This is a genomic window from Actinomadura sp. HBU206391 (genome assembly GCF_014323665.1).
Taxonomy (GTDB): Bacteria; Actinomycetota; Actinomycetes; order Streptosporangiales; family Streptosporangiaceae; genus Actinomadura_C.
Window position 1 is genome coordinate 1 of the sequence record NZ_JABVEB010000050.1, and the last position, 22026, is coordinate 22026.

At 69.4% G+C, this 22026-nt stretch carries 22 protein-coding genes and 2 pseudogenes; 13 read left to right on the forward strand and 11 right to left on the reverse strand.

Annotation, left to right across the window (positions count from 1 at the left end):
- Positions 1-200: 200 nt before the first annotated feature.
- On the reverse strand, positions 201-1160 hold the full coding sequence (locus HKK72_RS17420; protein WP_187235435.1) for a helix-turn-helix transcriptional regulator: 960 nt from the start codon (positions 1158-1160) through the stop codon (positions 201-203).
- Positions 1161-1223: 63 nt separating this feature from the next.
- Between HKK72_RS17420 and HKK72_RS17425 the strand changes: the two genes are divergently transcribed.
- From HKK72_RS17425 to HKK72_RS17435, 3 genes and pseudogenes are all read left to right on the forward strand, one after another.
- Complete coding sequence (locus tag HKK72_RS17425; RefSeq protein ID WP_187235436.1) at positions 1224-2372, forward strand: epoxide hydrolase family protein; 1149 nt, start codon at positions 1224-1226, stop codon at positions 2370-2372.
- Between the two features lie 371 nt (positions 2373-2743).
- Positions 2744-2824: pseudogene (locus HKK72_RS42745) on the forward strand (Tn3 family transposase); the annotation flags it as partial.
- A gap of 180 nt (positions 2825-3004) precedes the next feature.
- Positions 3005-3706: an MBL fold metallo-hydrolase gene (locus tag HKK72_RS17435; RefSeq protein WP_187235437.1), complete on the forward strand. Its 702-nt coding sequence runs from the start codon at positions 3005-3007 to the stop codon at positions 3704-3706.
- A gap of 74 nt (positions 3707-3780) precedes the next feature.
- On the opposite strand, the gene HKK72_RS17440 is transcribed toward HKK72_RS17435, so the two are convergent.
- Together HKK72_RS17440 and HKK72_RS17445 are read right to left on the reverse strand one after the other, a co-directional pair.
- Entirely contained in the window at positions 3781-4188 is a 408-nt protein-coding gene (locus tag HKK72_RS17440) for a hypothetical protein (protein ID WP_222720818.1), read from the reverse strand.
- Positions 4189-4674: 486 nt separating this feature from the next.
- The gene (locus tag HKK72_RS17445; protein ID WP_187235438.1) at positions 4675-5343 is read right to left on the reverse strand and encodes a class I SAM-dependent methyltransferase; all 669 of its coding nucleotides are present in this window, start codon (positions 5341-5343) and stop codon (positions 4675-4677) included.
- 87 nt (positions 5344-5430) lie between these two features.
- Between HKK72_RS17445 and HKK72_RS17450 the strand changes: the two genes are divergently transcribed.
- Complete coding sequence (locus tag HKK72_RS17450; protein ID WP_187235439.1) at positions 5431-6051, forward strand: TetR/AcrR family transcriptional regulator; 621 nt, start codon at positions 5431-5433, stop codon at positions 6049-6051.
- Between the two features lie 718 nt (positions 6052-6769).
- Here the strand turns inward: HKK72_RS17450 and HKK72_RS17455 are convergent.
- Positions 6770-7465, reverse strand: coding sequence for a response regulator (locus HKK72_RS17455; RefSeq protein WP_187235440.1), 696 nt, complete (start codon positions 7463-7465; stop codon positions 6770-6772).
- 29 nt (positions 7466-7494) lie between these two features.
- Between HKK72_RS17455 and HKK72_RS42195 the strand changes: the two genes are divergently transcribed.
- A complete protein-coding gene (locus HKK72_RS42195; RefSeq protein ID WP_187235441.1) occupies positions 7495-7779 on the forward strand; it encodes a DUF2218 domain-containing protein in 285 nt (94 codons plus the stop codon).
- 140 nt (positions 7780-7919) lie between these two features.
- On the opposite strand, the gene HKK72_RS17465 is transcribed toward HKK72_RS42195, so the two are convergent.
- Genes HKK72_RS17465 through HKK72_RS17485 form a run of 5 tightly spaced genes read right to left on the reverse strand, consistent with a single transcriptional unit; the run spans position 7920 to position 13536 of the window.
- A complete protein-coding gene (locus tag HKK72_RS17465) occupies positions 7920-9680 on the reverse strand; it encodes a pectin acetylesterase-family hydrolase (RefSeq protein ID WP_222720819.1) in 1761 nt (586 codons plus the stop codon).
- Complete coding sequence (locus HKK72_RS17470) at positions 9680-11257, reverse strand: hypothetical protein (protein WP_187235442.1); 1578 nt, start codon at positions 11255-11257, stop codon at positions 9680-9682. The genes HKK72_RS17465 and HKK72_RS17470 overlap by 1 nt, the downstream gene beginning before the upstream one ends.
- Positions 11254-12108, reverse strand: a complete 855-nt coding sequence (locus tag HKK72_RS17475; RefSeq protein ID WP_187235443.1) for an ATP-binding cassette domain-containing protein — start codon at positions 12106-12108, stop codon at positions 11254-11256. The genes HKK72_RS17470 and HKK72_RS17475 overlap by 4 nt, the downstream gene beginning before the upstream one ends.
- Positions 12105-12971: a zf-HC2 domain-containing protein gene (locus HKK72_RS17480; protein WP_187235444.1), complete on the reverse strand. Its 867-nt coding sequence runs from the start codon at positions 12969-12971 to the stop codon at positions 12105-12107. Before HKK72_RS17480 ends, HKK72_RS17475 begins: the two co-directional genes overlap by 4 nt.
- A gap of 19 nt (positions 12972-12990) precedes the next feature.
- The gene (locus HKK72_RS17485) at positions 12991-13536 is read right to left on the reverse strand and encodes an RNA polymerase sigma factor (protein WP_187235445.1); all 546 of its coding nucleotides are present in this window, start codon (positions 13534-13536) and stop codon (positions 12991-12993) included.
- Between the two features lie 700 nt (positions 13537-14236).
- Between HKK72_RS17485 and HKK72_RS17490 the strand changes: the two genes are divergently transcribed.
- From HKK72_RS17490 to HKK72_RS17520, 7 genes and pseudogenes are all read left to right on the forward strand, one after another.
- Positions 14237-14803 (forward strand): ArsR/SmtB family transcription factor, encoded by a 567-nt coding sequence (locus tag HKK72_RS17490; RefSeq protein WP_187235446.1) that lies wholly within the window; start codon positions 14237-14239, stop codon positions 14801-14803.
- Complete coding sequence (locus HKK72_RS17495; protein ID WP_187235447.1) at positions 14800-15648, forward strand: SRPBCC domain-containing protein; 849 nt, start codon at positions 14800-14802, stop codon at positions 15646-15648. Before HKK72_RS17490 ends, HKK72_RS17495 begins: the two co-directional genes overlap by 4 nt.
- Positions 15645-16220 carry a dihydrofolate reductase family protein gene (locus HKK72_RS17500; RefSeq protein WP_187235448.1) on the forward strand — a complete coding sequence of 192 codons (576 nt, stop codon included), beginning with the start codon at positions 15645-15647 and terminating at the stop codon, positions 16218-16220. The genes HKK72_RS17495 and HKK72_RS17500 overlap by 4 nt, the downstream gene beginning before the upstream one ends.
- Positions 16221-16823: 603 nt before the next feature.
- Positions 16824-17063: a hypothetical protein gene (locus HKK72_RS17505; RefSeq protein ID WP_222720820.1), complete on the forward strand. Its 240-nt coding sequence runs from the start codon at positions 16824-16826 to the stop codon at positions 17061-17063.
- Entirely contained in the window at positions 17060-17728 is a 669-nt protein-coding gene (gene narJ / locus HKK72_RS17510; RefSeq protein ID WP_187235449.1) for a nitrate reductase molybdenum cofactor assembly chaperone, read from the forward strand. The genes HKK72_RS17505 and narJ overlap by 4 nt, the downstream gene beginning before the upstream one ends.
- Positions 17725-18466: pseudogene (narI, locus tag HKK72_RS17515) on the forward strand (respiratory nitrate reductase subunit gamma). The gene narJ and the pseudogene narI overlap by 4 nt, the downstream one beginning before the upstream one ends.
- A complete protein-coding gene (locus tag HKK72_RS17520; protein WP_187235450.1) occupies positions 18463-18852 on the forward strand; it encodes a LuxR family transcriptional regulator in 390 nt (129 codons plus the stop codon). Before narI ends, HKK72_RS17520 begins: the two are co-directional and overlap by 4 nt.
- Positions 18853-18895: 43 nt before the next feature.
- Here HKK72_RS17520 and HKK72_RS17525 read toward each other — a convergent pair whose 3' ends face one another.
- Positions 18896-19612 (reverse strand): DoxX family membrane protein, encoded by a 717-nt coding sequence (locus tag HKK72_RS17525; protein ID WP_187235451.1) that lies wholly within the window; start codon positions 19610-19612, stop codon positions 18896-18898.
- A gap of 486 nt (positions 19613-20098) precedes the next feature.
- Between HKK72_RS17525 and HKK72_RS17530 the strand changes: the two genes are divergently transcribed.
- Complete coding sequence (locus tag HKK72_RS17530; protein WP_187235452.1) at positions 20099-21124, forward strand: Acg family FMN-binding oxidoreductase; 1026 nt, start codon at positions 20099-20101, stop codon at positions 21122-21124.
- Positions 21125-21348: 224 nt separating this feature from the next.
- Here HKK72_RS17530 and HKK72_RS17535 read toward each other — a convergent pair whose 3' ends face one another.
- Positions 21349-21993 (reverse strand): TetR/AcrR family transcriptional regulator, encoded by a 645-nt coding sequence (locus HKK72_RS17535; RefSeq protein WP_187235453.1) that lies wholly within the window; start codon positions 21991-21993, stop codon positions 21349-21351.
- Positions 21994-22026: the final 33 nt, after the last annotated feature.

Below are 22026 nucleotides of genomic sequence, written 5' to 3' on the forward strand. Positions count from 1 at the left end.
GGGCTGATTCCAAGGGTCGTCGTCACACGGGCGGATCAGCCGGCTGGGCGAGCATCGGCCAAGCCGCAGGGCGCCAACCACAACGCCACGGATCCGAGCATTCTGAGCGTTGAGTCCGACGAGCCGGTCGTCAGGCCGTTGGACGTAGGCCGTTGAGTTCAGACTTAGCGGGGCCTTTCGTTCCGCTGTCACACCAGTCGTCAGGACGTCGCGGCAGCGTAGCGGGCGGCGAGGGTACGCAGGTGGGCGACCAGCTCGGGCGGCTCGGTGACGTGGAAGTCGGCGTTCAACATGCCCAAGTAGACGGCCAGCGTCTCCACGGTGTCGGCTCCGGTGTGCAGGACGCAGGTATCGGCGTCGATGGCCTCCACGGTGCCGACGGCCGCACTGATCCGGTCGGCTACGACCTCGGCGGGCGCGTGAACCGTGACGCGCGCCCGGTAGCGCCAGGCAGCGGCGGAGACCCGGCTCGAGACATAGCCCACCACATCGTCGTCGGGGAGCTCACGGGGCGTGAAGCGGGGCCCGGTCGGGACGCGCGGTGTGAGGCGGTCCACGCGGAAGGTGCGCCAGTCGGCGCGTTCCAGGTCGAAGGCCAGCAGATACCAGCGGCGTCCCCAGGTGACCAGCCGGTACGGCTCGATCTCGCGGCGGACGGCATCGCCCGCGTGGGTGGTGTAGTCGAAACGGAGCCGCTTGTGCGCGCGGCAGGTGGCGGCGAGGGTGGTGAGGACCTCGGGGTCAACCGTCGGTCCGGGCTGGTCGCTCGGCACCAGCACGGTGTAGGTCTGCAGCGTGTTGACCCGGTGCCGCAGCCGGGACGGCATGACCTGCTCCAGCTTGGCCAGCGCGCGCAGCGACGCCTCGGCGTTCCCGGCGATGACGCCGCCGGCGGCGGTGCGCAGGCCGACCGCGACCGCGACGGCCTCATCGTCGTCCAGCAGCAGCGGCGGCAACGACGCGCCCGCGCCGAGCCGATAGCCGCCCGCCGAGCCGCGCGTGGCGGGGACGGGGTAGCCCAGCGAGCGCAGCCGCTCGACGTCGGCGCGGATCGTCCGGCCGCTAACGCCGAGCCGTTCGGCCAGTTCGGTGCCCGTCCAGTCGCGGGGTGTCTGCAGGAGAGCGAGCAGGCGCAGCAGGCGCGCCGAGGTTTCCACCATGAATCCCAGAATGCCAGGCCATTAGGAACGATCCTCGCCTAATGGCCTGGAAGTGTGGTCCTCATGAGTGAGATCAGCGAGTTCCGCATCGATGTCCCGCAGGCCGACCTGGACGACCTGGCCGACCGGCTGGCCCGCACCCGCTTCGCCGAGGAACTGCCGCCCGAGGAGGTGACCGACGGCGCGCCGCGCGGCGGGATCCAGCCCGGCTGGGAGTACGGCGTGCCCACCTCCTTCGTCCGCGACCTGCTGGCGCGCTGGCGCGAGGGCTTCGACTGGCGGGCCCAAGAGGCCAGGCTCAACTCCTTCCCGCAGTTCACGACCGAGATCGACGGCCAGACCATCCACTTCGTGCACGTTCGCTCGGCCGAGCCAGACGCGACGCCGCTTATCCTCACCCACGGCTGGCCCAACACCTTCGTGGAGTACCTGGACCTGGTCGGCCCGCTCACCGACCCCGCCGTGTACGGCGGGGACCCGGCCGATGCCTTCGACGTGGTGATCCCGTCCCTGCCCGGGTTCGGCTTCTCCGGCCACACCCGCACCAAGGGATGGGACGCGGCCCGTGTCGCCGACGCATGGGCCGAGCTGATGCGGCGGCTCGGCTACGAGCGGTTCGGCGCGCACGGCAACGACGCGGGCGCGATCGTCAGTCCCGAGCTCGGCCGCCGCCACGCCGACCGCGTGCTGGGCGTGCACGTCAACCAGATCTTCTCCTTCCCCTCCGGCAACCCTGCCGAGCTGGCCGGCCTCACCCCTGAGGAGCAGGGATACCTGCAGTTCCTCGGCAGCTTCGTCGAGCACGCGATCCACGACCGCGCCCAGCAGGCTCAGCCGCAGACCCTCGCCCACGCCCTGGCCGACTCTCCCGCCGGGCAGCTCGCCTGGATCGGCCAGCTCCTCGCCGGAGTCCCTGACCCCGACGTCATCTTGACCAACGCGACGATCTACTGGCTCACCAACACGGCGGCGTCCTCGGCGCGCTTCTACTACGAGAACCACCACGCCGAGCGGGCGACCGAGCCGACGACCTCGCCCCTGGGGCTGGCCTCGTTCGCCTACGACTTCCGGCCGCTGCGGCGCTTCGCCGACCGCGACCACAAGAACATCGTGTCCTGGAACGAGTACGACCGCGGCAGCCACTGGGCCGCCCACGACGCCGCAGACCTACTAGTCGACGACCTGCGCGGCTTCTTCCGCCGCTTCCGCTGACGTCCCCCGGGGGCGGCGGGTCATCCTCCGCCGCCTCCAGGACGCCCTAGCTTGATCTTTAACCTGTGGTGTCGATGGTGCGGCCCCGGTTGATCATGGGCGAAGCCCTTGGGTGATCATTCCTTCTTGTGACGGATGGAAGAAACCACCCCAAACGACAACTGGGCGTCCTCAGAATCATTGAGAACGCCCAGGTCAGACGGGGTGCGCCGTCAGGGACTTGAACTCCGAACCCGCAGATTAAGAGTCTGCTGCTCACGTGCCAGATCAGTATTCCCACTGTCGGTCTATGCCGTTTCGTACGTGACTCCACCGTTTCCGATGCCGGGTTGTGCCGCGTCGTGCCGCTCCGTTGTGGCGGCCCCAAGCCCCCCACCTACGCTGCGCTGGAAGAACTCGGCCGCGCCGTCCGCACGATCTTCGCGTGCGACTACCTCGCCAGCCCCGACCTGTGACGGGAGATCCACGGCGGCCTCCAGATCGTGGAGAACTGGAACAGCGCGAAAGACCGGCATCCCCAAGACCTCACTGCACGGCTACCTCGCGGGTCTCTCCTGACGAAGGTGGAGGCCCTCGGGCGCCGGGCCGTGGACGGCCTGCCCGTGGATCGTGAGTCCTGACAGACTGCCGGGATGGCAACTTCGTTGAGCCAGTTGTCCGGCCGAGTCTGGATCTACCCTGGCGATCCGGATCCTGCGGCCGTCATGCCCTGTGTGGCGGTGGTCGCCGACGATGCGGGCAGCACGGTGGTCGACGCTGGGCAGAGCCCAGCGCACGCCCACCTCGTGCAGTTGGCGATGGCGGAGGCGGGGCTGCCCGCCGCCTGCCGGCTGGTGTACACCCACCACCACTGGGATCACACCTGGGGCGCCTGCGCCTGGGAGGTGGAGGAGATCGTCGGCCACGAGGCGGGTGCCACGCTGTTGTCGGCCGAGGCGGACCGCCCGTGGAGCCACGCGTACCTGCAGCAGGAGATGGCCGCCAACCCCCGGCTGGGGCCGAGCTTTAAGGCTCGGGCGCGGTCCATGAACGGCTGGGAGGACTTCGCCGTCCGGCCGCCGACCCGCACCTTCACCGACCGACTGGTGCTCCCCGGAGGGATCGAAGTCCGGCATGTGGGCGGCAATCACGCGCCGGACTCCACGGTCGTGGCCGTCCCGGATTCCGGGGTGCTGCTGCTCGGCGACTGCTTCTACCCGCCGCCGTACCATCTACGCGAGCCGGGCCCCGCCGGCGAGGAGATCGATCTGCCGCAGCTCACCGCTCTGGTGGCGGAGGGCTTCGACTGGTACGTCGACAGCCACAGCCCGCCATGGCGCCCGCCGTCCTCCTGAGCGAATATTGATGATCTTCGCGTGAGGTCCCCAGCACACACCCTGCGGGTGCCGATTATTACGTTGGTGCAAGGTTATGCGGCAGGTTGGTATTCGTGGAGTATGCCGCCGAGCCGGTCTCGTCGGCGGATGTTGAGCTGGTCTGGTTCGGTGAGCGGCTCAGCGACCGGCCGGAGGGGAGCGCTGCAGCGTTCCATGATCGAGTTCATCCGGGGGACACGGATGCCGGTGGTGACGATTCCGATGCCCTCGGACTCGAAGACGGCCTCGAACGCGCGGGTGAACTTGTTGTCATGGTCCCTGATCAGGTGCTTGACCGTGGCGCTGGCGTCATGGAGGTCCATGACCAGATTCCTGGCGGTCTGGCGGTCGCGTTGGGGCGCGGGTTGGATGCCGTGCTGTTTGATGATCTCCCGCACGGTGGAGGGCGTGACCTTGATGCCGAGCAGGGTGAGTTCACCGTGGATGCGACGTAACCCCAACTGGTGTTCTCCCGGGCCAGGCGTAGGACGAGGGACTGGATGGCGCGGCGGGTCTGCGGCCGGCCGGGGGTGTTTACGGCGGGAGACCTCGGCGTGGCGGCGGCGCGGGAGGTCACGGTGCCAGCGCAAGATGGTGTCCGGGCGACGATCAGGTGCAGTCGCCGCAACCTGGCGCCGGGAAGCCGGTGGAGGAGAGCGGCGAGGATGGTGTGGTCTGCCCGAGTGAGGCGCGGTTTCAACGCTCATCGACCTCATCGGAGTCTGAACCAGGCCAGCCCCTGCGGGCACTTCCCGATCCCATCGAGGCTGATATCAAGGTCATTCGACGCGATCGGCTCGGCGGCCTATTCCACGAGTACTCGCAGGTGGCATAGGGTGGCCGAGTTTTCGGCACCGACAGGCTCCTGGCCAGCAGACATCAGGGCTGGGACGCTGTTCATTCAGGCCCGAGTACCCGTCGATTCCCGGAACAGGGTTGTTCGGTAATTAGTGAAGGGCTGCTGGAAGCGTAGGCCGGGTGGCTTGCAGGTAGTGCAGCAGGGGCCATTGATCACCTTCGGCCGTGACGTGGAAGCCCGCGCCGGTGATGAGACCGGCGAGTTTGTCGATGGGATTGTGGGCCATGGCCGGCCCGGACACCATGCCGATGAGGTGGGCGCCGATGGGGTTCGTGGGCGGGCGGAAGTCGGCGATCAGTAGTCGGCCGCCTGGGCGTAGTACGCGGAACATCTCCGTGAATGCGGCTTGTCGCGCGGCGGCGGGGATGTGATGGATGGCATAGCTGGAGGCGATCACGGCAAAGGACTGATCATCAAACGGCAGGTCCTGGGCCTCGCCCACGACGTAGCCGCAGTTCTCGGGCGCGCGGTGGCGAGCGTATTCGATCATTGGCTCGGACGGGTCCAGACCGGTCGCCGTGCCCGTGGTGCTCACTCGTGTGGCGAGCATGCGGGTCAGGGCGCCGGTGCCGCAGCCCACGTCAAGTACTCGGTCACCGGGACGGGCTCCTGACAGGGCGGCCAGTCGCCTGAACACTCGGCCTCGCTGCCCGGCGAATGCGACGATGCCGACTATGTCGTAGGCGCGGGCGCGCTCGATCGTGCCACCCGCGTCGGCGTGCTCGACGTGACTGTGCAGGAACTTCCCAAGCCCCATTACACCCTCCTTACTTAGTCCCCACTAAGTTGTGAGCTTAACTTAGTGGGGACTAAGTAGTGTGGCAAGGGGGCTTAGGATGCGGGGGTGACCGATGCCCCCACCCCGTCTCGACGGGTCCCTAGGGTTCGACTAAACCCACAGGAGCGGCGGGAGTCGATCCTTGCCGCAGCTGTCGAGGTGTTCGCCGAGACCGGCTACCGGGCCGGGACGGTCTCAAAGGTGGCACAGCGTGTTGGGGTCAGCGAGCCGGTAATCTTTCAGAACTTCGGGTCCAAGGCTGCGTTGTTCGCCGCCGTGCTGGACCGGGTCACGAGCACGATCAAGGCCGAGTTCACCGGCATGGCGGACCGGCTGGGATCGGTTTCGGACCTTCTGGCCGAGGTCCTGTCTCCTCACCACCTGGAACGGCTGCACGCACCGGGGTCGCTCGGAGCGCTATTCGCCGACGCTGCCGCCCTCACCAGTGAGCCCGGCGTCGCCGACGCCGCCCGAAGAGCGGTACAAGGGGTCGCTGACCTGCTCTCAGATCTCCTGAGGCGCGGGCAGGCCCAAGGGAACATACGGTCAGACCTCGACCCGGAGAGCGGCGCATGGTGGGTGCTGTCGATGATGGCTACGCGCCCGTTCCGAGCTGCCATCATCCCCGGCCGTCCAGACCTGGAAGCCGGCCTGGCGGTCCTTACTCTCCAAGCCATCAGCCCGTAACCGCTGCCGCGCGAATGACGGCATTCCCTACAGGAACGGCCACGGCGGTGCCGCCGGGTCTCCCGGCGGTACCGCCTGCACCGGGCAGGATTCAGGCGGCCACCGTGGCACCGTTCCTCGGCGTACTGGACGGCGCCGACGCGATGACCGCCGCGCCGGCTGCGTACGCGAGGACGGCCCTTCGTGGCGTTCAGCCCGCAACGCAAGCCGTGGCCGGCGCATCTCAAGATGCGAGAACGCCCCGACCCTGGCCTGTTGGGGGCGCGACCTTGACCTGAGTGTGGTGGGCCACGTCCACCGGCGGTACCAGCGGCCTGGCCGCCCATCCGCTCTCAACGTCGCGAGCAACGCCCTCGATCCCGGCCAAGCCATGGGCGACCGGCGCGATCCGTGCTCCCTTATCTGTTCCATGTCGACACCGTGGCCCTCAAGCGGATCTACGTTTTGTTCTTCGTTGAGCACGCCACCCGGGCCGTTCACATCGCCGGCGCCACGGCGAATCCGACCGGCGCATGGGTCGCCCAGCAGGCCCGCAACCTTGCCATGGATCTCGGCGAACGAGCCGGACACTTGCGATTCCTCAGCGGCGAAGGTCGCCGCGCCGTTGTCACTGTCGCCAGCGCCGGGCCGGGCCGGGCCGATTCTCAGCGACAGGCGGTGCTCCTGTCCTGCCTTGTGCGTGATTGCTCACCGTGGACCATCAACGGCGTTGGGGCTGCTAGCTCGTGGTTCGGTCTGGGGACGTGTTGGCTCGGCTCGGGCCGCGAGGGCGGTTGACGCCGGATTCGTATGTGAAGATCACGGCCTGGACCCGGTCGCGGAGGTCGAGCTTCATCAGGATCCGCTTCACGTGGGTTCTGATCGTCGACTCCTCGACGACGAGGACGACCGCAATCTCGCGATTCGAGAGGCCCTGGGCGATGAGCTGGAGAACCTCCCGCTCGCGTGGCGTCAGCGACTTGAGCTTGCCCTGATCGGTGAGCTCCGGGGTGGGTTGCCGGGCCATGCGGTCGATCACGCGGCGGGTGACCGATGGTGAGAGCAGCGAGTCGCCAGCGGCGATCGTGTGCACTGCGGCGATCAGGTCCTCGGGTCGCGTGCGTTTGAGCAGGAAGCCTGAGGCGCCGGCGCGTAGGGCGCGGAAGATGTAGTCGTCGTGCTCGAAGGTTGTGAGGATCAGGACCCTTGCTTCCGGGGCCGTCCGCGACAGCTCGTGGGTTGCCGCGATCCCGTCGAGGTTGGGCATGCGAACGTCCATCAGCACGACATCCGGCGCGAGCCAGCACGCTCGCTCGACGGCCTCCCGCCCCGTCGATGCCTGGCCGATGATCTCGATCGTGGGGTCGTTGGAGAGCAGTTCGACGAGCCCGGCGCGCATCAGGTCGTCATCGTCGGCGATCAGCACCCGGGTCACAAGCGGTGACTTCCGTAGGGAATCAGTGCGTGGACTCGGAACACGCCGTTATTGCATTCGGCTTCGAGGCTGCCGCCGATCAGGGTCGCGCGCTCACGCATGCCGATCAGTCCGTGACCCCCGCCGGACCGCGGCGCGCGATCGGCGGGCACGGGGTTGGCGTCCTGACCCTGCGCGCCGAGGCCGCCGACGAGGAAAGTCTGCGCCAGCTTGAACAACGCGTCGCCGACCGCCTCGAGCAGGTCGGCAGACGCGATCGGCTGACGGTGACTTGGACACCGCCTCAGGACGCGGGGGAGCAGTTGCAGGCCTAGCCGCCAGGTGAGACCGAGGACAACGAGAGGACACGCACATGACTGACCGGCCCCGCTCACCCAAAACCGGCGATGACAGCGGCAGCATGTACGACCGCGAATCTCAGCGTGCTCGTTTTGGGACCTCTGTCGTCATTTCGTCACTGGTTGCATTTGTCGCAGTGGACATCGCCGGGCGGTTTGCCGGTTGCGAGCTGCTTGAGCCAGTCGATCAAGAGGACGTCGTGGACCTCGAGGTCGTAGAAGCTGTCGAACTCGAAGATTCCGTGGCCGTCGCCAGGCGCCGTATAGCTGTGCAAGGTCACCCCGGCGGTCTCGATCGCGGTCTCGTTGGTGTGGATGACGGCCAGGAGGTTCGGTGGGCTCCCGGGCATCCATTTGGTCACCTCCACCGCGGCGTGGGGGTCGAAGGCGTAGTCGAAGCGGGACATGACGAGCTCAGGAGCATGTTGGGTGGTTTGGGCCCAGAACCGGGGGATGCCCCAGTCACGGACGGTGAGCCCGTCGATCGCCCAGGCGGGCGCGGCGTCATAGGCACCCCACGCCTTGCCGAGGACCTTGGCGTTGAAGTCGGGATTGTCGGGCCAGGCGCCGGACTGTGCACCGAACACGGTGACCTTGGCGTGCGGGAGCCGGTCGGCGACCAGGCCGCCGTAGAGGGGAGCGGCGATCGATCCCGCGGTCTTGCCTATGACGACGACCTGGGCGGCGCTCGGATAGTGCGTAGCGAGGTAGTCGAGCGCTGCGGTGCCGTTGACATAGCCGCGGTGCTGGACGGTCAGCTTCGGTGAGTACTTCTGGGCGACGTTGCCGAGGTGCGCGTCGCCGGTGCAGGAACTCAGGTAGATGATCGAGTATCCGGCGAACGGGTTGTCGGCCCGGGTCAGGTCGAAGAAGCCGGACCGCTGGTCGTCTGGTCTCTGGCCGCCCTGGTCGTTCCAGTCGTAGAAGTCGTTCTCGCCCGGCCGGCCGGTGCTGGTGAAGGCGCACATCGTGGTGTCCCAGCAAACGCCTCCGCCATTCAGGAACAGCACGACCCTGGTCGGATCGGCCTGCCGTTCCCAAAAGGAGAACTTGCCGCCGTTGGCACACTGGCAGTCGCCTCCCGGCACGATCCGTCTCCACGCATGCGTTCCGGTGTCGACGTCCCTCGACGGCGGCGCGGTGCGCTGTTCATTATCACTGCGGAAGGCGAACGCCGTACCTCCGCCCACCAGTAGCACCAGAACGGCGATGACGGTGAGTCGCCCATGCAGAACCCGCCGCCGTTCCCGCTCGTGGCTGGCCCACAGGAACGCTACGAGTGCGGTCGCGAGGACGGCAGTCCAGCGGTAGTGCGACGCTGTCCAGTGCGGGTCGGTGGGCGTGAGGATCAGTGCCGCCGGGTGCGGCAGGAACCAGGCGACGGCTGCGAGTAGCAGCACGGCCGGCGCCGCGATGACGCCCGTGTTCCCGTCGGCGGTGCGCCTCTGCGCGATGGCGGCCAGGGCGAGGGCGGCGGCCAGCAGGGTCGCCGCCTCCAGCGTCAACGCGGCGACGGGCAGGTGTGCGGCGGCCGCGTGGTGGCCGGTCGTCTTCGCGAGGCCGAGAGTGAGCGTCCACCACAGCGCGGCGGCCGGCGCCGCCAGGGTGACCCGAACCAGGTTGCGGGCCAGGCGCGGAGTCGGCAGCGTGGGAGTGCTGCGGGTGGCGGGGTCGTCGAGGAGGAACGCCGCGCCGAGCGCGACGCAGATCGCCGCGATGCGGGCCAGCGTGGTCAGGTGGGTAGTGGTCAGCCTTGCGGTCAGCGCAGGGGGCACCAGCAGGATGGGCGATCCCAGGGCCGCGCCGACCACCATGGGCCGCCACGTGATGGCGTGCGCGGTGGACCGCAGCAGCGGGTAAAGGGTCCTGGTGTTCATCAGCAGGCCGCGCTCGTGGCCGGGGCAGGTACGCCGAGGATCTGCGCGGCCTGCGCTGCGGTTGTGCCGGGCGCGGTCAGCGTGGTCCAGGACTGCTGAACGCGGGCGGCGATGTAGGCGCGCGGGCGGGCCAGCGCCTGCGTCGCCACAGCGAGTTCGGGCGCCGGTACGTAGACGCGGGGGAACATCTCGCTCTCGTCGAACGAGACGCCGCCCCGTTTATCGCGCGCATCCTCGGTGAGCAGGCGCAGCCCGGTGCGGGCCTGTGTGCTGGCCTGCCCGGCGAGCCAGAGGACGAGCACGCCCGCGCCGCCGCAGGCGGTGGCGCCGTCGCGTTCCTCGACGGGTGCCTCGCCGGTCTGGCCGGTGACCAGCCGGTACGCGACCTGCGCGGCGAGGTAGACGGCGGTCCGGCTGTCTCCCCAGCTGGTGCCGATGCCGATCGCCCCGGGAGTACCAGCGGCAGCGTCGTCCGCCCTCCACACGGCGAGCAGTTGCTCCGGCCTCATTCCGCGGTCGAAGCCCAGGAACACGCGTTGCCTGACCGTCAGCTGCGCGGACCGGGCCGTGGCGGGTACCCGGGCCACGACAGCCTGCACGACCGTGTTCCACGCGGGGACCCAGCGGCTGAATCCCGCGAAGGCGCAGTAGGTGACGTGCCCGAGCTCCTGGCAGGTCTCGTGCTGGGACGGGTGGTTCATGACCGCGGTCCGGGCCGTGGCGACGGCGCGGCCCGGCGGGGACAGCTGTGCCGTGCCGCCCGCCACCGCGCAGGCCAGCGCCACCGCCCCGGCCACGGCCACCCGGACGCCACGGTTGCCGGCGCGCAGCACGGCGGCGGCGGCCAGCAGCCCGGCCAGGCCGAGGAGGTACCAGAGGTGGGCCGCGGCCGGGCGGGCCATCAGGGATACCGGCATGGACATCACGGGGGCCGGCTCGCCCTGCGGTGCCAGCCACATGGCCTTTCCGCCGTTGGTGAGCGGCTGGAGTGCGACGAGGCCGGCGAGCAGGACAAGTAGCGCCAGGGGTGCGACGACCGCCGACCGGGTGAGCCGGCCCAACAGCACGCCGAGCGCGCCGAGCAGCAGGACGGTGGCCGGCCCGATCGCGAGCTCGTACGGGTTCGGGTGGCCCGCGGCCGCGGCGCAGATCGCGAGGACCGCCATGCGGGCGAGGATCAGGACGGCGCCGACCACGGCCAGCGGGAGTAGGGCGAGCAGGTGCGCGAGGGTACGCGCGTGGTCCGGGAGGATGAGCACCTGGCTCAGGCCCGTGGTGCCGTCGCGGTGCGTCCGCAGCACGGCGAGGTTGCCGACGATCAGCGCGGCGCCGCCGAGCATCATCATCATGCCTATCGCGCTGGCGCGGTCGAGGTCCTGCAGCACGGGGTAGCGGGTGGTCTCGATCGCGAACCAGGCGGACACCCAGCTGCCGGCCAGCAAGAGGGTCGCGGCGACGGTCAACGGGTGCCGGAGCATCCTTACCATCTCCACCCGGGTCAGGGCCAGGACGGCCCGGCGCGGCGCCCTGGCGTCGACCGCCGGCGTGCCGGGTGCCTCGGCCAGTACCGCGGTCATGCCGTACGCCCCGCGAGGCTCACGGCGTCGATCAACATCAGGTACCCGTCCTCGATGCTCGGATCGATCAGCCGCGCGTCGGGCTGCGGGTCGCCGATGTTGTGGTAATCACCGTTGCCGGTGCGCCACGCGGCGAGCGCGCCATCCGCGCGGGCCGGGCTGGTCCACACCCGGCCGCGCGCCACGCCGGCCAGCTCCACCGGCTCGCCCTCGAACCGGATCCGGCCCTGGTCGAGGACGATGACGCGCTGGCATACGGTGGCCACGTCCTCGGTTTGGTGGGTGGACAGCAGCACGGTACGGCCCTCGCCGATATGCGCGATGAGCTCGCGGAACCGCATCCGCTGCTCGGGATCCAGGCCGACGGTGGGCTCGTCGAGGATCACCAGTGCCGGGTCGTCGAGCAGCGCCGCGGCCAGCCCGACGCGCTGGCGCATACCCCCGGACAAGGCTTTGATCTTCTTGCCGCGCTGGACGTCCAGGCCGACCGCGTGCAGCACCCGGCGTACTTCGTCGTGCCGGCCATCCACAATCTCCTTGAGGATCGCGATGTAGTCGACGAACTCGAACGCGGTGAAGTGCTGGTGGAAGCCGGGGTTCTGCGGCAGGTACCCGAGGCGCCGCCGGACGGCCAGCCGCCCGGCGGCGCCACGCGGGTCCGCGCCGAGGATGCGCAACCGCCCGGCGTCCGCCGGGATCGCGGTGGCCAGGATGCGCAGAAGCGTGGTCTTGCCCGCGCCGTTAGGCCCGAGCAGCCCGGTGACCCCGTCGTGCAGCGCGAACGACACGTCTTCCAGGGCTGTCGTGCGGCCGAACCGCAGCGACAGTCCCTCGGCCTGTACCGTCGTCACATCGTCCTCCTCTTACTCGGGTCGGCGACGCGACCCAGGTGGTGGGTGGTATCGAAGGCGGCGCGGACCTTCCACAGGGCCATCGCCGCCGCGGCGGCGATGGCCGCGAGCCCGGCCTGGCCGGGCGCAGTGAACAGGACCGACTCGCCGGTGGTGCGTTGCACGGTGGCTCCCAGCAGCGCCAGCCAACCGAACCCCACGGCGAGGGGCGCCGTGACCGGGCCGAACCGGGGTGTCAGGGCCAGGCTCAGCAAGGTCAACGCCAGCGACGGGGCGAGCCAGCCGAGCACCACCACGCCGTACTCCGGCACCGCGATGCTGGCCACGCCGGTCAGCGCCGTGGTCGCGGACAGCACCGCCGCGCAGCGCAGCAACAGCAGGCGGAAGGTGTGCAAGGGCGCGACGACGGCCAGCTCGTAACTGGGGTCCACCCGTGGGCCGAACGAGATCGCCACACCGATCAGCGGGAGCAGCGGGGCGATCGCGAGCAGCGGAATCGGTATCGTCATCGACCGGGCCAGGTGCGCGGCGCCGATGGTGACCGCCAGGGTGAAGCCCACCGCGGTGAGCCACGACCTGCGCAGCCCCGGCGTGCAGGCCAGCAGCCGTGCGGTGTGCGCCGCCACGCCCAGCCGCACCAGGAGCGCCTCGACCGGGCCGGGCCGGGGGGCGTCCAGCTCGGCGTCCAGCCGCGCCCAGCCGGCGCGGACCGCGGCCGGATCGACGCGCTGCGCCAGCCGTTGGCGACAGCGCGCGCAGGTCCCGAGGTGCGCCTCGGTCGACCACAGCCACGGCGGCCGCGCCGCACCGTCGGCGTATGCCCGCAAGTCGTCGTCCGCGACATGCCAGTCACCGACGCTCATCGCCCACCTCCCGGAGTCGTCATGTCAGGTCACCGCGCAGTTGCCGCCGCGCCCGCATCGCCCGGGTCTTGACGGTGCCCACCGGGATACCCAGCAGGGCCGCCGCCTCGTGCGTGCTCAGCCCGTCCAGCACCGTGGCCTGCATAACCGCGCGCAGCTCCGGGGACAGGCGGGCCAGCGCCCCAGCCAGGTCGCCATGTTCCACGCCCGTCAGCAGCTCCTCCTCCGCCGAGGGCGCGGTACGCCAGCGGCGACCGGCCAGCAGCCGCAGAAGCCTGTCCCGGGCGCGCTGCCCGCGGATCGCGTCGACCAGCCGCCGGAAGCCGATCTGCCACAGCCAGCCGGCGACGTCACCGCCCTCCCGGTACCGCGCCGAACCGCGCCATACCGCCAAGAACGTCTCTTGCACCGCGTCGTCCACCAGGGCAGCGTCCGGGCACCGGTACCGCAGCCGGGCCGCCAACCACGGCCCGTAGCGTCGGTACAGCGCCTCGAACGCGGCGCGGTCGCCGGACGTGGTCGCGGCCAGCAAGTCCGCGTCGCTCTGCTCAGGTACGGCGCTCACACCCCATCATCGGATTGAGGCCGCTCGACGGTTCACGCTTCGGTACGCAGGATGCAAGCCACGGGGTGGCAGGCCCCGAACCGGGCCGGCTGATCGGTGTCGCCATGTCGAGTGCGCGGCTCAGCTGCATGGCCCGATTCCTGGCGTCCGGGTCGGCGGCCGGCGGACTCGGAGGTCACGGTGTAGGTGCCGGAAACTCGGCCACCGGTCGTGGCCTGGGGTTTCCTGTTCAGCAGACGGGTGATGTCCGGAACGAGCAGGGTCGAGTCTTGCGGCGCTACGACTTGTCTATCTCATCTTCGTCCGTTTTCTTGGCTGGCTTGCGCTGCCTACAAACGCACACGACCAGGACGCCCGCCGATGCGCTCTCAGTCCGCGAGCTGGTGCTGCGGATGGCGGCGGAGAACCTGGGTGGGGTTACCGGAGGATCGCTGGGGAGCTGGCCGGTCTGGGTCGCAGGATCGCGCCGTCGACGGTGTGGGCGATCTTGAAGAAGGCCGGTGTCGATCCGGCGCCCCGCAGGTCGGGGCCGGCCTGGGGAGAGTTCCTGCGCGCTCAGGCCGAGGGGATCCTGGCCTGTGATTTCTTTCATGCCGAGACGGTCACGTTCGCTCGGTTGCACTGCTTTGCGGTCGTCGAGCACGCCACCGCCGGGTCACCATTGACAAAACGGTCTTTTACATAAAGACTCAGTTTCGCCATGAGAGACGTCCTGTACCTGGAGCGGCTTGAGCAGGCGGAGACCCTGCTCAAGCCGCAGCGCGTGGAGGTGCTTCGGCAGCTAGCCGAGCCATGCACCTGCACCGAGGTGGGCGCGCGGCTCGGACAGAGCCCGCAGCGCGTCTACTATCACGTCAAACGCCTGGTGGACGCGGGTCTGGTGACCCAGGTGTCGGAGCGCAAGGTGCGTGGCATCCACGAAGGCATCTACCAGGCGAGCGCCCGCTCGTACTGGATGTCGCCGGGCCTGGTCGGCCGGCTCGGTCTGCGCAGAGCACAGGACGAGCTGAGCCTCGGCTACCTCCTTGACCTCGTCGAGGAGGTCCAGGCCGACATCGCCAGGCTCGATCGGACCGCTCCGGAGCTGCCCTCGATCGGTGTCTCCGGCGAGGTCCGCGTGCCGCCGGAGCGTCGTGAGGAGTTCCTCGACGACCTGCGGTCGGTGCTGCAGGACCTGTTCACCCGCTACGGCGGCGCGGAAGGGGACGCCTTCAAGCTCGCCGTGGCCTGCTATCCGACCGCTCCTTCCCCTGAGAGAAACCGATGACCGAACCGATGATCCTGCGCGCCCGCGTCGGCGCGCCGCTCGCCGCGGTGCACCGGGCGCTGACCGACGCCGGTGCGCTGCGCACCTGGCTTGCCGAGCACGCCGAGGTCGACCTGCCGCACCGCTGGGTGTTCTGGGGGCGCTATACGCCGGAGGGCGACGCGCCGCACCAGCGGCTGCTGCACCTCGACGAGCACACGCTGCGGTTCGGCTGGCTGCTCGACGGCGAGGAGACCACCACCGAGGTCCGGCTGACAGCCGAGGACGACCACACCACAAAGATCACCGTGTCGCAGACGCACTTCGACCTTCAGGAGGCGCTCGCCGGCACCACGATCCGGGGCGTGCTGCAGACGTTCTGGTGCCTGTCCATCGCGAACCTCATCGACTACCTCGAGGGCCGGGAGCTCACCCCGATGTGCGACTTTACCTCGCAGACACTGCGGACCGAGCTGACCATCGGCGCCGGCCGGTCGGCGGTGTATGAGTCCCTGATCGACGCCGAGCAGGTCACCAGGTGGTTCGGCGTTCCGATGGAGATCGAGCCACGGGTCGGCGGCGCATGGTCGATGGTTGACCACGGCGGCGCGAAGATCGTCGACTTGGTGCACGACACCCGGGTTTCCCTTGACTGGGGCGAGGGCTTCGGCGTGCAGACCTGGGAGCTGGCCGAGTCGGGCGGCGGGACGAAGCTCACCTTTGTCCACAGCGGTTTCAAGGACAAGCCGCCGTACGCCGGCTGGATGGGCACGCTGTCCGGCTTCGCGGAACTGCGTCGCTTCCATGAAATCAGCAACTGGGAACCAGTCTGGCTGAGCACGCCAGCAACGGAAAGGTTGTCGTGACAACAGATACACAACCACTGACCGTCGACCTGTTCCTCTCGGTCGACGGGTGGGCCCGCGGGGAGACGTCGCCAGGCTACTTCGGATACTTCGGGCCCGAGCTGGAGAAGTGGATCACTACCGAGCTGGCCCGACCGCAGATGGTCATCCTTGGCCGGCGCACCTATGAGGCATTTGCGGGTTTGCCCGAGGAAGTACGTGATGAGTCCTCGCACCGGATGACTGAGCTGAACAAGGTCGTGTTCTCCGCGACATTGGCGACGGCATCGTGGCCGAACACGCGCATCTGCCGCGATGATCTCATCGCCGAGGTCGGCCGGCTCAAGAGCGAGGGCGAGGTTCCACTCCGCACCATGGGAAGCCTTTCCGTCGTCCGGCAGCTGTGCGGCGCTGGCCTCGTCGATCGGCTGCGGCTGATGACGTTTCCCTTGCTGGTAGGGAAATCCGGCCGCGAGGCGGCCTTCGCGGACGTGGCGTCGGCCGACCTCGAGTTGGTCGACCACCAGGTCCTGGATGGCCGGGTGCTGTTGGTCGAGTACCGGCCGACCGGCCGCGACATTCCACGGATGTGAGCTGGACCCACCGACCAATCCTCCGATGTGCGGTTGACATCGTGGATTGGTCGTGTCCGGCATGGCGCCACTGACTATTTCCGTGGTCTCCATATCCGAAGTTGGCGATAAACGTCAGCGCCCCGGCCCTCGCCGAGCAAGATCCTGCCGCCCGGCGACACCTGTACCGCTCCAGAACTCGTCGCAACAGCGTTGATCTGCGGTTTGGCCGGATGGGTGCGGTGGGGCAGGATCGCAGTCCGTGTCTCTTCGTCTTCTCTATCTGATCATGATTCGGGTTCTTGGGCGGTTCGTGCTGATGGCTCGTAGCCAGGCCTCGAAGGACGCTGGTTTTGCGTCATGAGGTGGCGGTGCTGCGGGCGTAACGTTCCCGGCCGACGGCGGACTGGGCCGACAGGGCGGTCCTGGCGGCGCTGTCCGGGCTGTTGCCGGGGGTGCTGCGCGCTCATCGGCTCGTGACGCCGGGCACGCTGCTGGCCTGGCACCGCCGCTTGATCAAGAAGAGATGGACGTGTGGGTGCCGAAAACTCCGTCCACTACCGTGACCTGCGATTCCCTGCGCCCTGACACCAGAGACTCGGGGCACGTTCAAACGGCCCCGGCATGGGCGGCTCCGGCCCGTTCGGAGAATCCTCCGGCGGCGCCACCCCGGTCGCCGTGGAGAACTTCTCCATGCTCCGGCAACGGCAGACCGGCGAATCCCTGGCCTCTCCCGAGAACAAACAGACCCGGGTCAACCAGCTGAACTGGGATGGCAAGGGCGCCCCGCCCGGGCTCTTCCCACCCCGCCCGGACACCGGCGCCGGTGACGGAACCGACCCGGAGAACGGGAACACACCTTGAGACGCTCCGACGACCGGCGGGCACCGGCCTGGGCACCATCGGCGTGGCAGGCGCAGTCGCTGCTGCTGGCCTACCCCGACGAGCGGCTGCTGCGGCAGACGGAAATGATCGGCCAGGTGGCGGCGCGGCTGCCCGATCCCGTCGGCGGACCGCTGACCAGGTTCCTCGACCATCTCGGCCGGACTCGGCCGACGCAGCTGGCCGTCGACTACGTCGCCACCTTCGACCACCGCAAGCGCTGCTGTCTGTTCCTGACCTACTACGCGCACGGGGACACCCGGAAGCGCGGGGTGGCCCTGCTGCGGATGAAACAGACCTACGCCGCGGCCGGCCTGCGCCTCGCCGACGACGAACTGCCCGACCACCTCGCCGTCGTCCTCGAATTCGCCGCCGCCGAGGCCCGTGCCGGGCGACGGCTGCTGCTGGAGCACCGCGCCGGTCTCGAGTTGCTGCGCCTGGCCCTGCGCGACGCGAATTCGCCCTGGGCGGACGTGCTGGAGTCGGTGTCGGCGACCCTGCCGACGCTGGCCGGGGACGAGCGAGGGGCGGTGGCAAGGTTGGCCGCGCAGGGCCCGCCCGAGGAACAGGTGGGGCTGGCTCCGTTCGGCTCGCCCGTGTTCCTGCCCGACCCGTACATGCCGACGCCGGTGAAGGGTGTGCGATGACCGGTGACAACAACGCTCTCGATCTGATCTTGTGGGTGGCCGTCCCGTACGTGGCGATCACGGTCTTCGTCGTCGGCCACTACTGGCGCTACCGGTACGACAAGTTCGGCTGGACCACCCGCTCCTCACAACTGCATGAGAACCGCCTGCTGCGCATCGGCAGCCCGCTGTTCCATTTCGGCATCCTCGTCGTTCTCATCGGCCATATCGGGGGGCCTGCTGATCCCCAAGAGCTGGACCGAGGCCGCCGGCGTCAGCGAGGACGCCTACCACATCGTGGCCGTCGTACTCGGCACCATCGCAGGGTTCTGCACCCTGGTCGGGCTCACCATCCTGATCTACCGGCGCCGCACGGTGGGCCCGGTCTTCTCCGCCACCACCCGCAACGACAAGGCCATGTACGCTGTGCTGACCATGGTGATCGTCCTGGGGCTGTCCGCCACCGTGGCCGCCAACATCGTCGGGGGCGGCTACGACTACCGGACCACCATCTCGCCATGGTTCCGATCGATCTTCTACCTGCGGCCCGATGCCGCCCTCATGGCGAACGCTCCAGTGCTGTTCCAGCTGCACGCCCTCAGCGCGTTCCTGCTGTTCGCCATCTGGCCGTTCACCCGGCTGGTACACATGCTCACCGCACCGGTCGGCTACCTCACCCGCCCGTACATCGTCTATCGCAGCAGGGACGCGGGGCTTGGCACTCGTGCGCCTCGCCGCGGATGGGAGCAAACGCGATGAACGCTTCAGCCGAGAAACCGCCCGGAGCACCGGGACCCGCGGATGAGGCTCACGCCGGTGACGGCGAGGTCGTCGCTCTGCGCAGGGCCGGGGAGGGGCTGCTGGAAGCCGCCCGCGCCGCCGATGCCGGACGGGCGGCACGCACCGTCGTCGCGGTACCGGGGCTGCGGGTCACTCTGCTCGCCCTGGCCGCCGACCGTGAACTCGCCGAGCATGAGGCCCCCGGTGCCGCCACCTTGACCTGCCTGGCGGGACGGGTACGGCTGGCCACGGCCGAGCGCGAATGGGTGCTCAACGACAGTGATCTCGTCCCGATTCCGGACCGGCGGCACCGGCTCGTCGCGGACACCGACGCCCTGGTCCTGCTGACCGTCCGGCTCGGCTGACCAGCCGGGCTGATCGGCCCAGCAGCCCACCCGCGCCATGATCTCAGCTCGACCTCTGGGCGCGGCGGTGCGGTGTTGGGGGTAGCGGGTCGCGGAAGCAAACCGCCACCGCACCGCCGCGCCGAAGAGACCTCATCGGGGACGCAGAAAGAGGGAGCGCGGGCCCTCGGCCGCGCGCTCTTCCTCGCCTCAGCGGAGCGGGTGACTTCAGGACGGGGTACCGGCGGACCAGGGCGGTACGGCCCCACCGGCGGCCGAGGCCCAGAGTGTCGCCGGCGTTGACCATCGCCAGGCCGATGACCAGCAGAGCGTAAACGAGGTGGTCGTCCATGAAGGGGTTGTTCTCCGGGGGCAGCACGGCGGTCCACATCATCACCAGCAGGACCGCGCCCGCCGCCGCCGCGGCGCGGACGCCGATGCCCAGAACCAGTGCCGTGCCGATCCCCGCCAGGCCGAGCATGAACAGCCAGTCCGCCCAGGCCGCCCCGGCGATGTCGTTGTAGAAGCCCTTGAACGGGCCGGCCGCCGCACCTTTCAAGAAACCCTCGGTGGGGTGGCCGCCGTTGATCCACGCCTGCTTGTCGGCGGTCTCGAGTCCGAGCAGTTTGTCCAGGAACGCCCACAGGAACACCCAGCCCAGCGACAGCCGGGCCACCGCCCACACGTAACGGACGGCCGGCTCCGCGTCACGCGACCGGGCCGGTTCGACCCCCGTCGGGCGGTCGTACCGGACCTCGGGGTAGCGGTCGATGACTGCCATCTCTGTTCACCTCTTCCATGTGCCGGCCCGGCTCCGGCTGCCCTTTACTCAACCTCTCCGGCGAGAACGCCGCAGAGGCGAAGGCGAGGGTCGTCGCGGGACCTTGGTCCCGACCGGCGCCATCGGCCGCCGGCCCCGGTATCAGATCGGCTACGTGGTTGCGGTACCCAAGAGCCAGGCGGTCAGCGGTGGTCTGCAGAACAGGTGAAGATGGCCGGGAATCGCTTGGCCATCGAGGAATGCTTCCGAACCCAGCTCAAGCAAGTTCAGTGGCGAGGGTGTGCAGGTCCGCTGTGCTGGGTTCCTGCGTCGGCGGGGTCTCGGGCCGCGATGGCTCTGCTGTTTCGTCGCCGTGGTCTCCGAGGCGCTCAACCGTGAGAAGGACTGACTGACTACCGGCCGGGCTCTGTCAGGGCGAAGGTCTCCACAGGAGAGGACCGTTGTACCTGCCGCAGGCTCTGGCTGTCGCGGAACGTTGAGGCACAGGTGAACGACAGAAGGGGGGGGCGGGCGATGGGCTCCCTCACCGAGAAGGAGATCCTGACTGCCATCGAGGCGGCGACCAGAGCGCCGTCGGTCCACAACACCCAGCCTTGGCTGTTCCTGCCCGGTGCTGAGGGGATCGAGGTACATGCGGATCTGTCGCGGCGGCTCGCGGCCATTGATCCGCAGGGCCGTGCTATGCACATCAGCCTGGGCGCCGCCGTGCTGAACCTGCGGATCGCGCTGGCTAACGGCGGCCACAGCGAGTGCACGCTGTTGTTACCCGATCCAGATGACCCCCGTCATGTGGCCACAGTGCGTGCCGAGGGACGTCGGAGCGTGGGGCTGGAAGAGCGGGAGCTCTTCGTCGCGATCGGGCGGCGGCACAGCAACCGGGGTCCTTTTGACAACATCCGCCCGCCCGGACCCGACCTCGAGCGGCTTGCGGCGGCGGCGGAACTGGAGGGGGCAATGCTGCACTTCGCCGACCCAGCGGAACGGGATGCCCTGCTCGGCCTGGTGCGCACCGCGGAGACGAGGCGGAGGCGGGACTCGGCCTACCGCGCCGAGCTGCTCGCCTGGACGACCGACGACCCGTATCGGGAAGACGGCCTGCCGTTGGAGGCGGTCGGGCCGTGGAGCGAGATGGCGGCGATGCCCATCCGTGACTTCGCCCCCGAGCGCGAGATACCCGGCCGCCAGACGGTGAGATTCGAGTGGGAGCCGGTTGTGGCGACGCTGTCGGTGCACGGCGGTGATGGGCCGAAGCAGTGGTTACGGGCGGGGCAGGCACTGCAGCGGGTGCTGCTGGAGGCCACCCGCCGCGGACTGGCGGCTTCGCTGTTCTCCCAACTTCTGGAGGACCCCGAGCTTCTCGGCCTCATCCGGGGCGGCGAGCACCGTATGTCCGTGCAGATGGTGCTCCGGGTGGGGTACGCACCATTGGCGCCGGCCAGCCCACGGCGCTCGCTCGAGGAGGTCATCGTGCGCGGCCGTCCAGTACCGCTGAAGCCTCCCAAGCTGACCTGAACCGGCTAGAACACCCCGCTCCAGTTGGCCATGCCAGCCTCGCAGGTCAGCACCGTCGCGCCCATCGCGCCGAGAACGAGCACGCGGCGGGACCAGCCCCCGCGCGGGCCGAGACGCGGCGCCTCGCCTTAGGCTCGCCGGCTCCGGCGGTCCACGCCCGCCGGAAGCAGCCGGCGGAAGAATCGGGCCGGCGGATCCTGAGAGCGCGAGTCGGCCGCGCGTGCTCACGGCCGGCCGAGAGCGGCGCGCCCCCGCACCAGGGCGAAGACGGCGTTGGCCGCCTGGGTCGTGGCGGTGTCGACGGCGTCCGAGCCGGGCCCGAAGGTGCCGTCCAGGACCATGGCGGCATAACCCTGTGTGGTGGCGATGATCGCGATGACCAGCTGCTGGGCCGCCGCTGCATCCTGGTCGCACAGCTCGAGCGCCGGTTGGAGGAAGACGCCGCCGATGCGCTGGCCCGCGTCCTGCAACTCGGTGTACCGCGACTTGTCGAGCGTGGAGTTCAGCAGCACCAGGTAGAGGGACCGGTTGGTGGCGGCGAACCGTACGTAGCCCCGGGCGCAGTCGGCGAGCCGTTCGGCCGCGGCCGACGTCTCGCCGGCCTCCGCAGGCTCGCCCGCCTCGCCGGTCTCGGCTTCGAGAGCGGCGGACAAGCGGTCGACCGCGCGCAGGGCGAGTGCCACCAGGACCTCGTCGCGGTCGGCGAAGTGGCGGTACGGCGCGGCGACGGTCACGCCCAGCCGCCGGCTCGCCTCGGCCAGCGAGAACCCGGACAGGCCGTGCTCGGCGATCACCTTGACGGCGGTGTCGAGCACGGCCTCCTTGAGGTCGCCGTGGTGATAGCGGCCTCGGTCAGAAGTCTTGGGCACGGTCATGACAGTAGTCGTCGCGGTGAGAAGAGG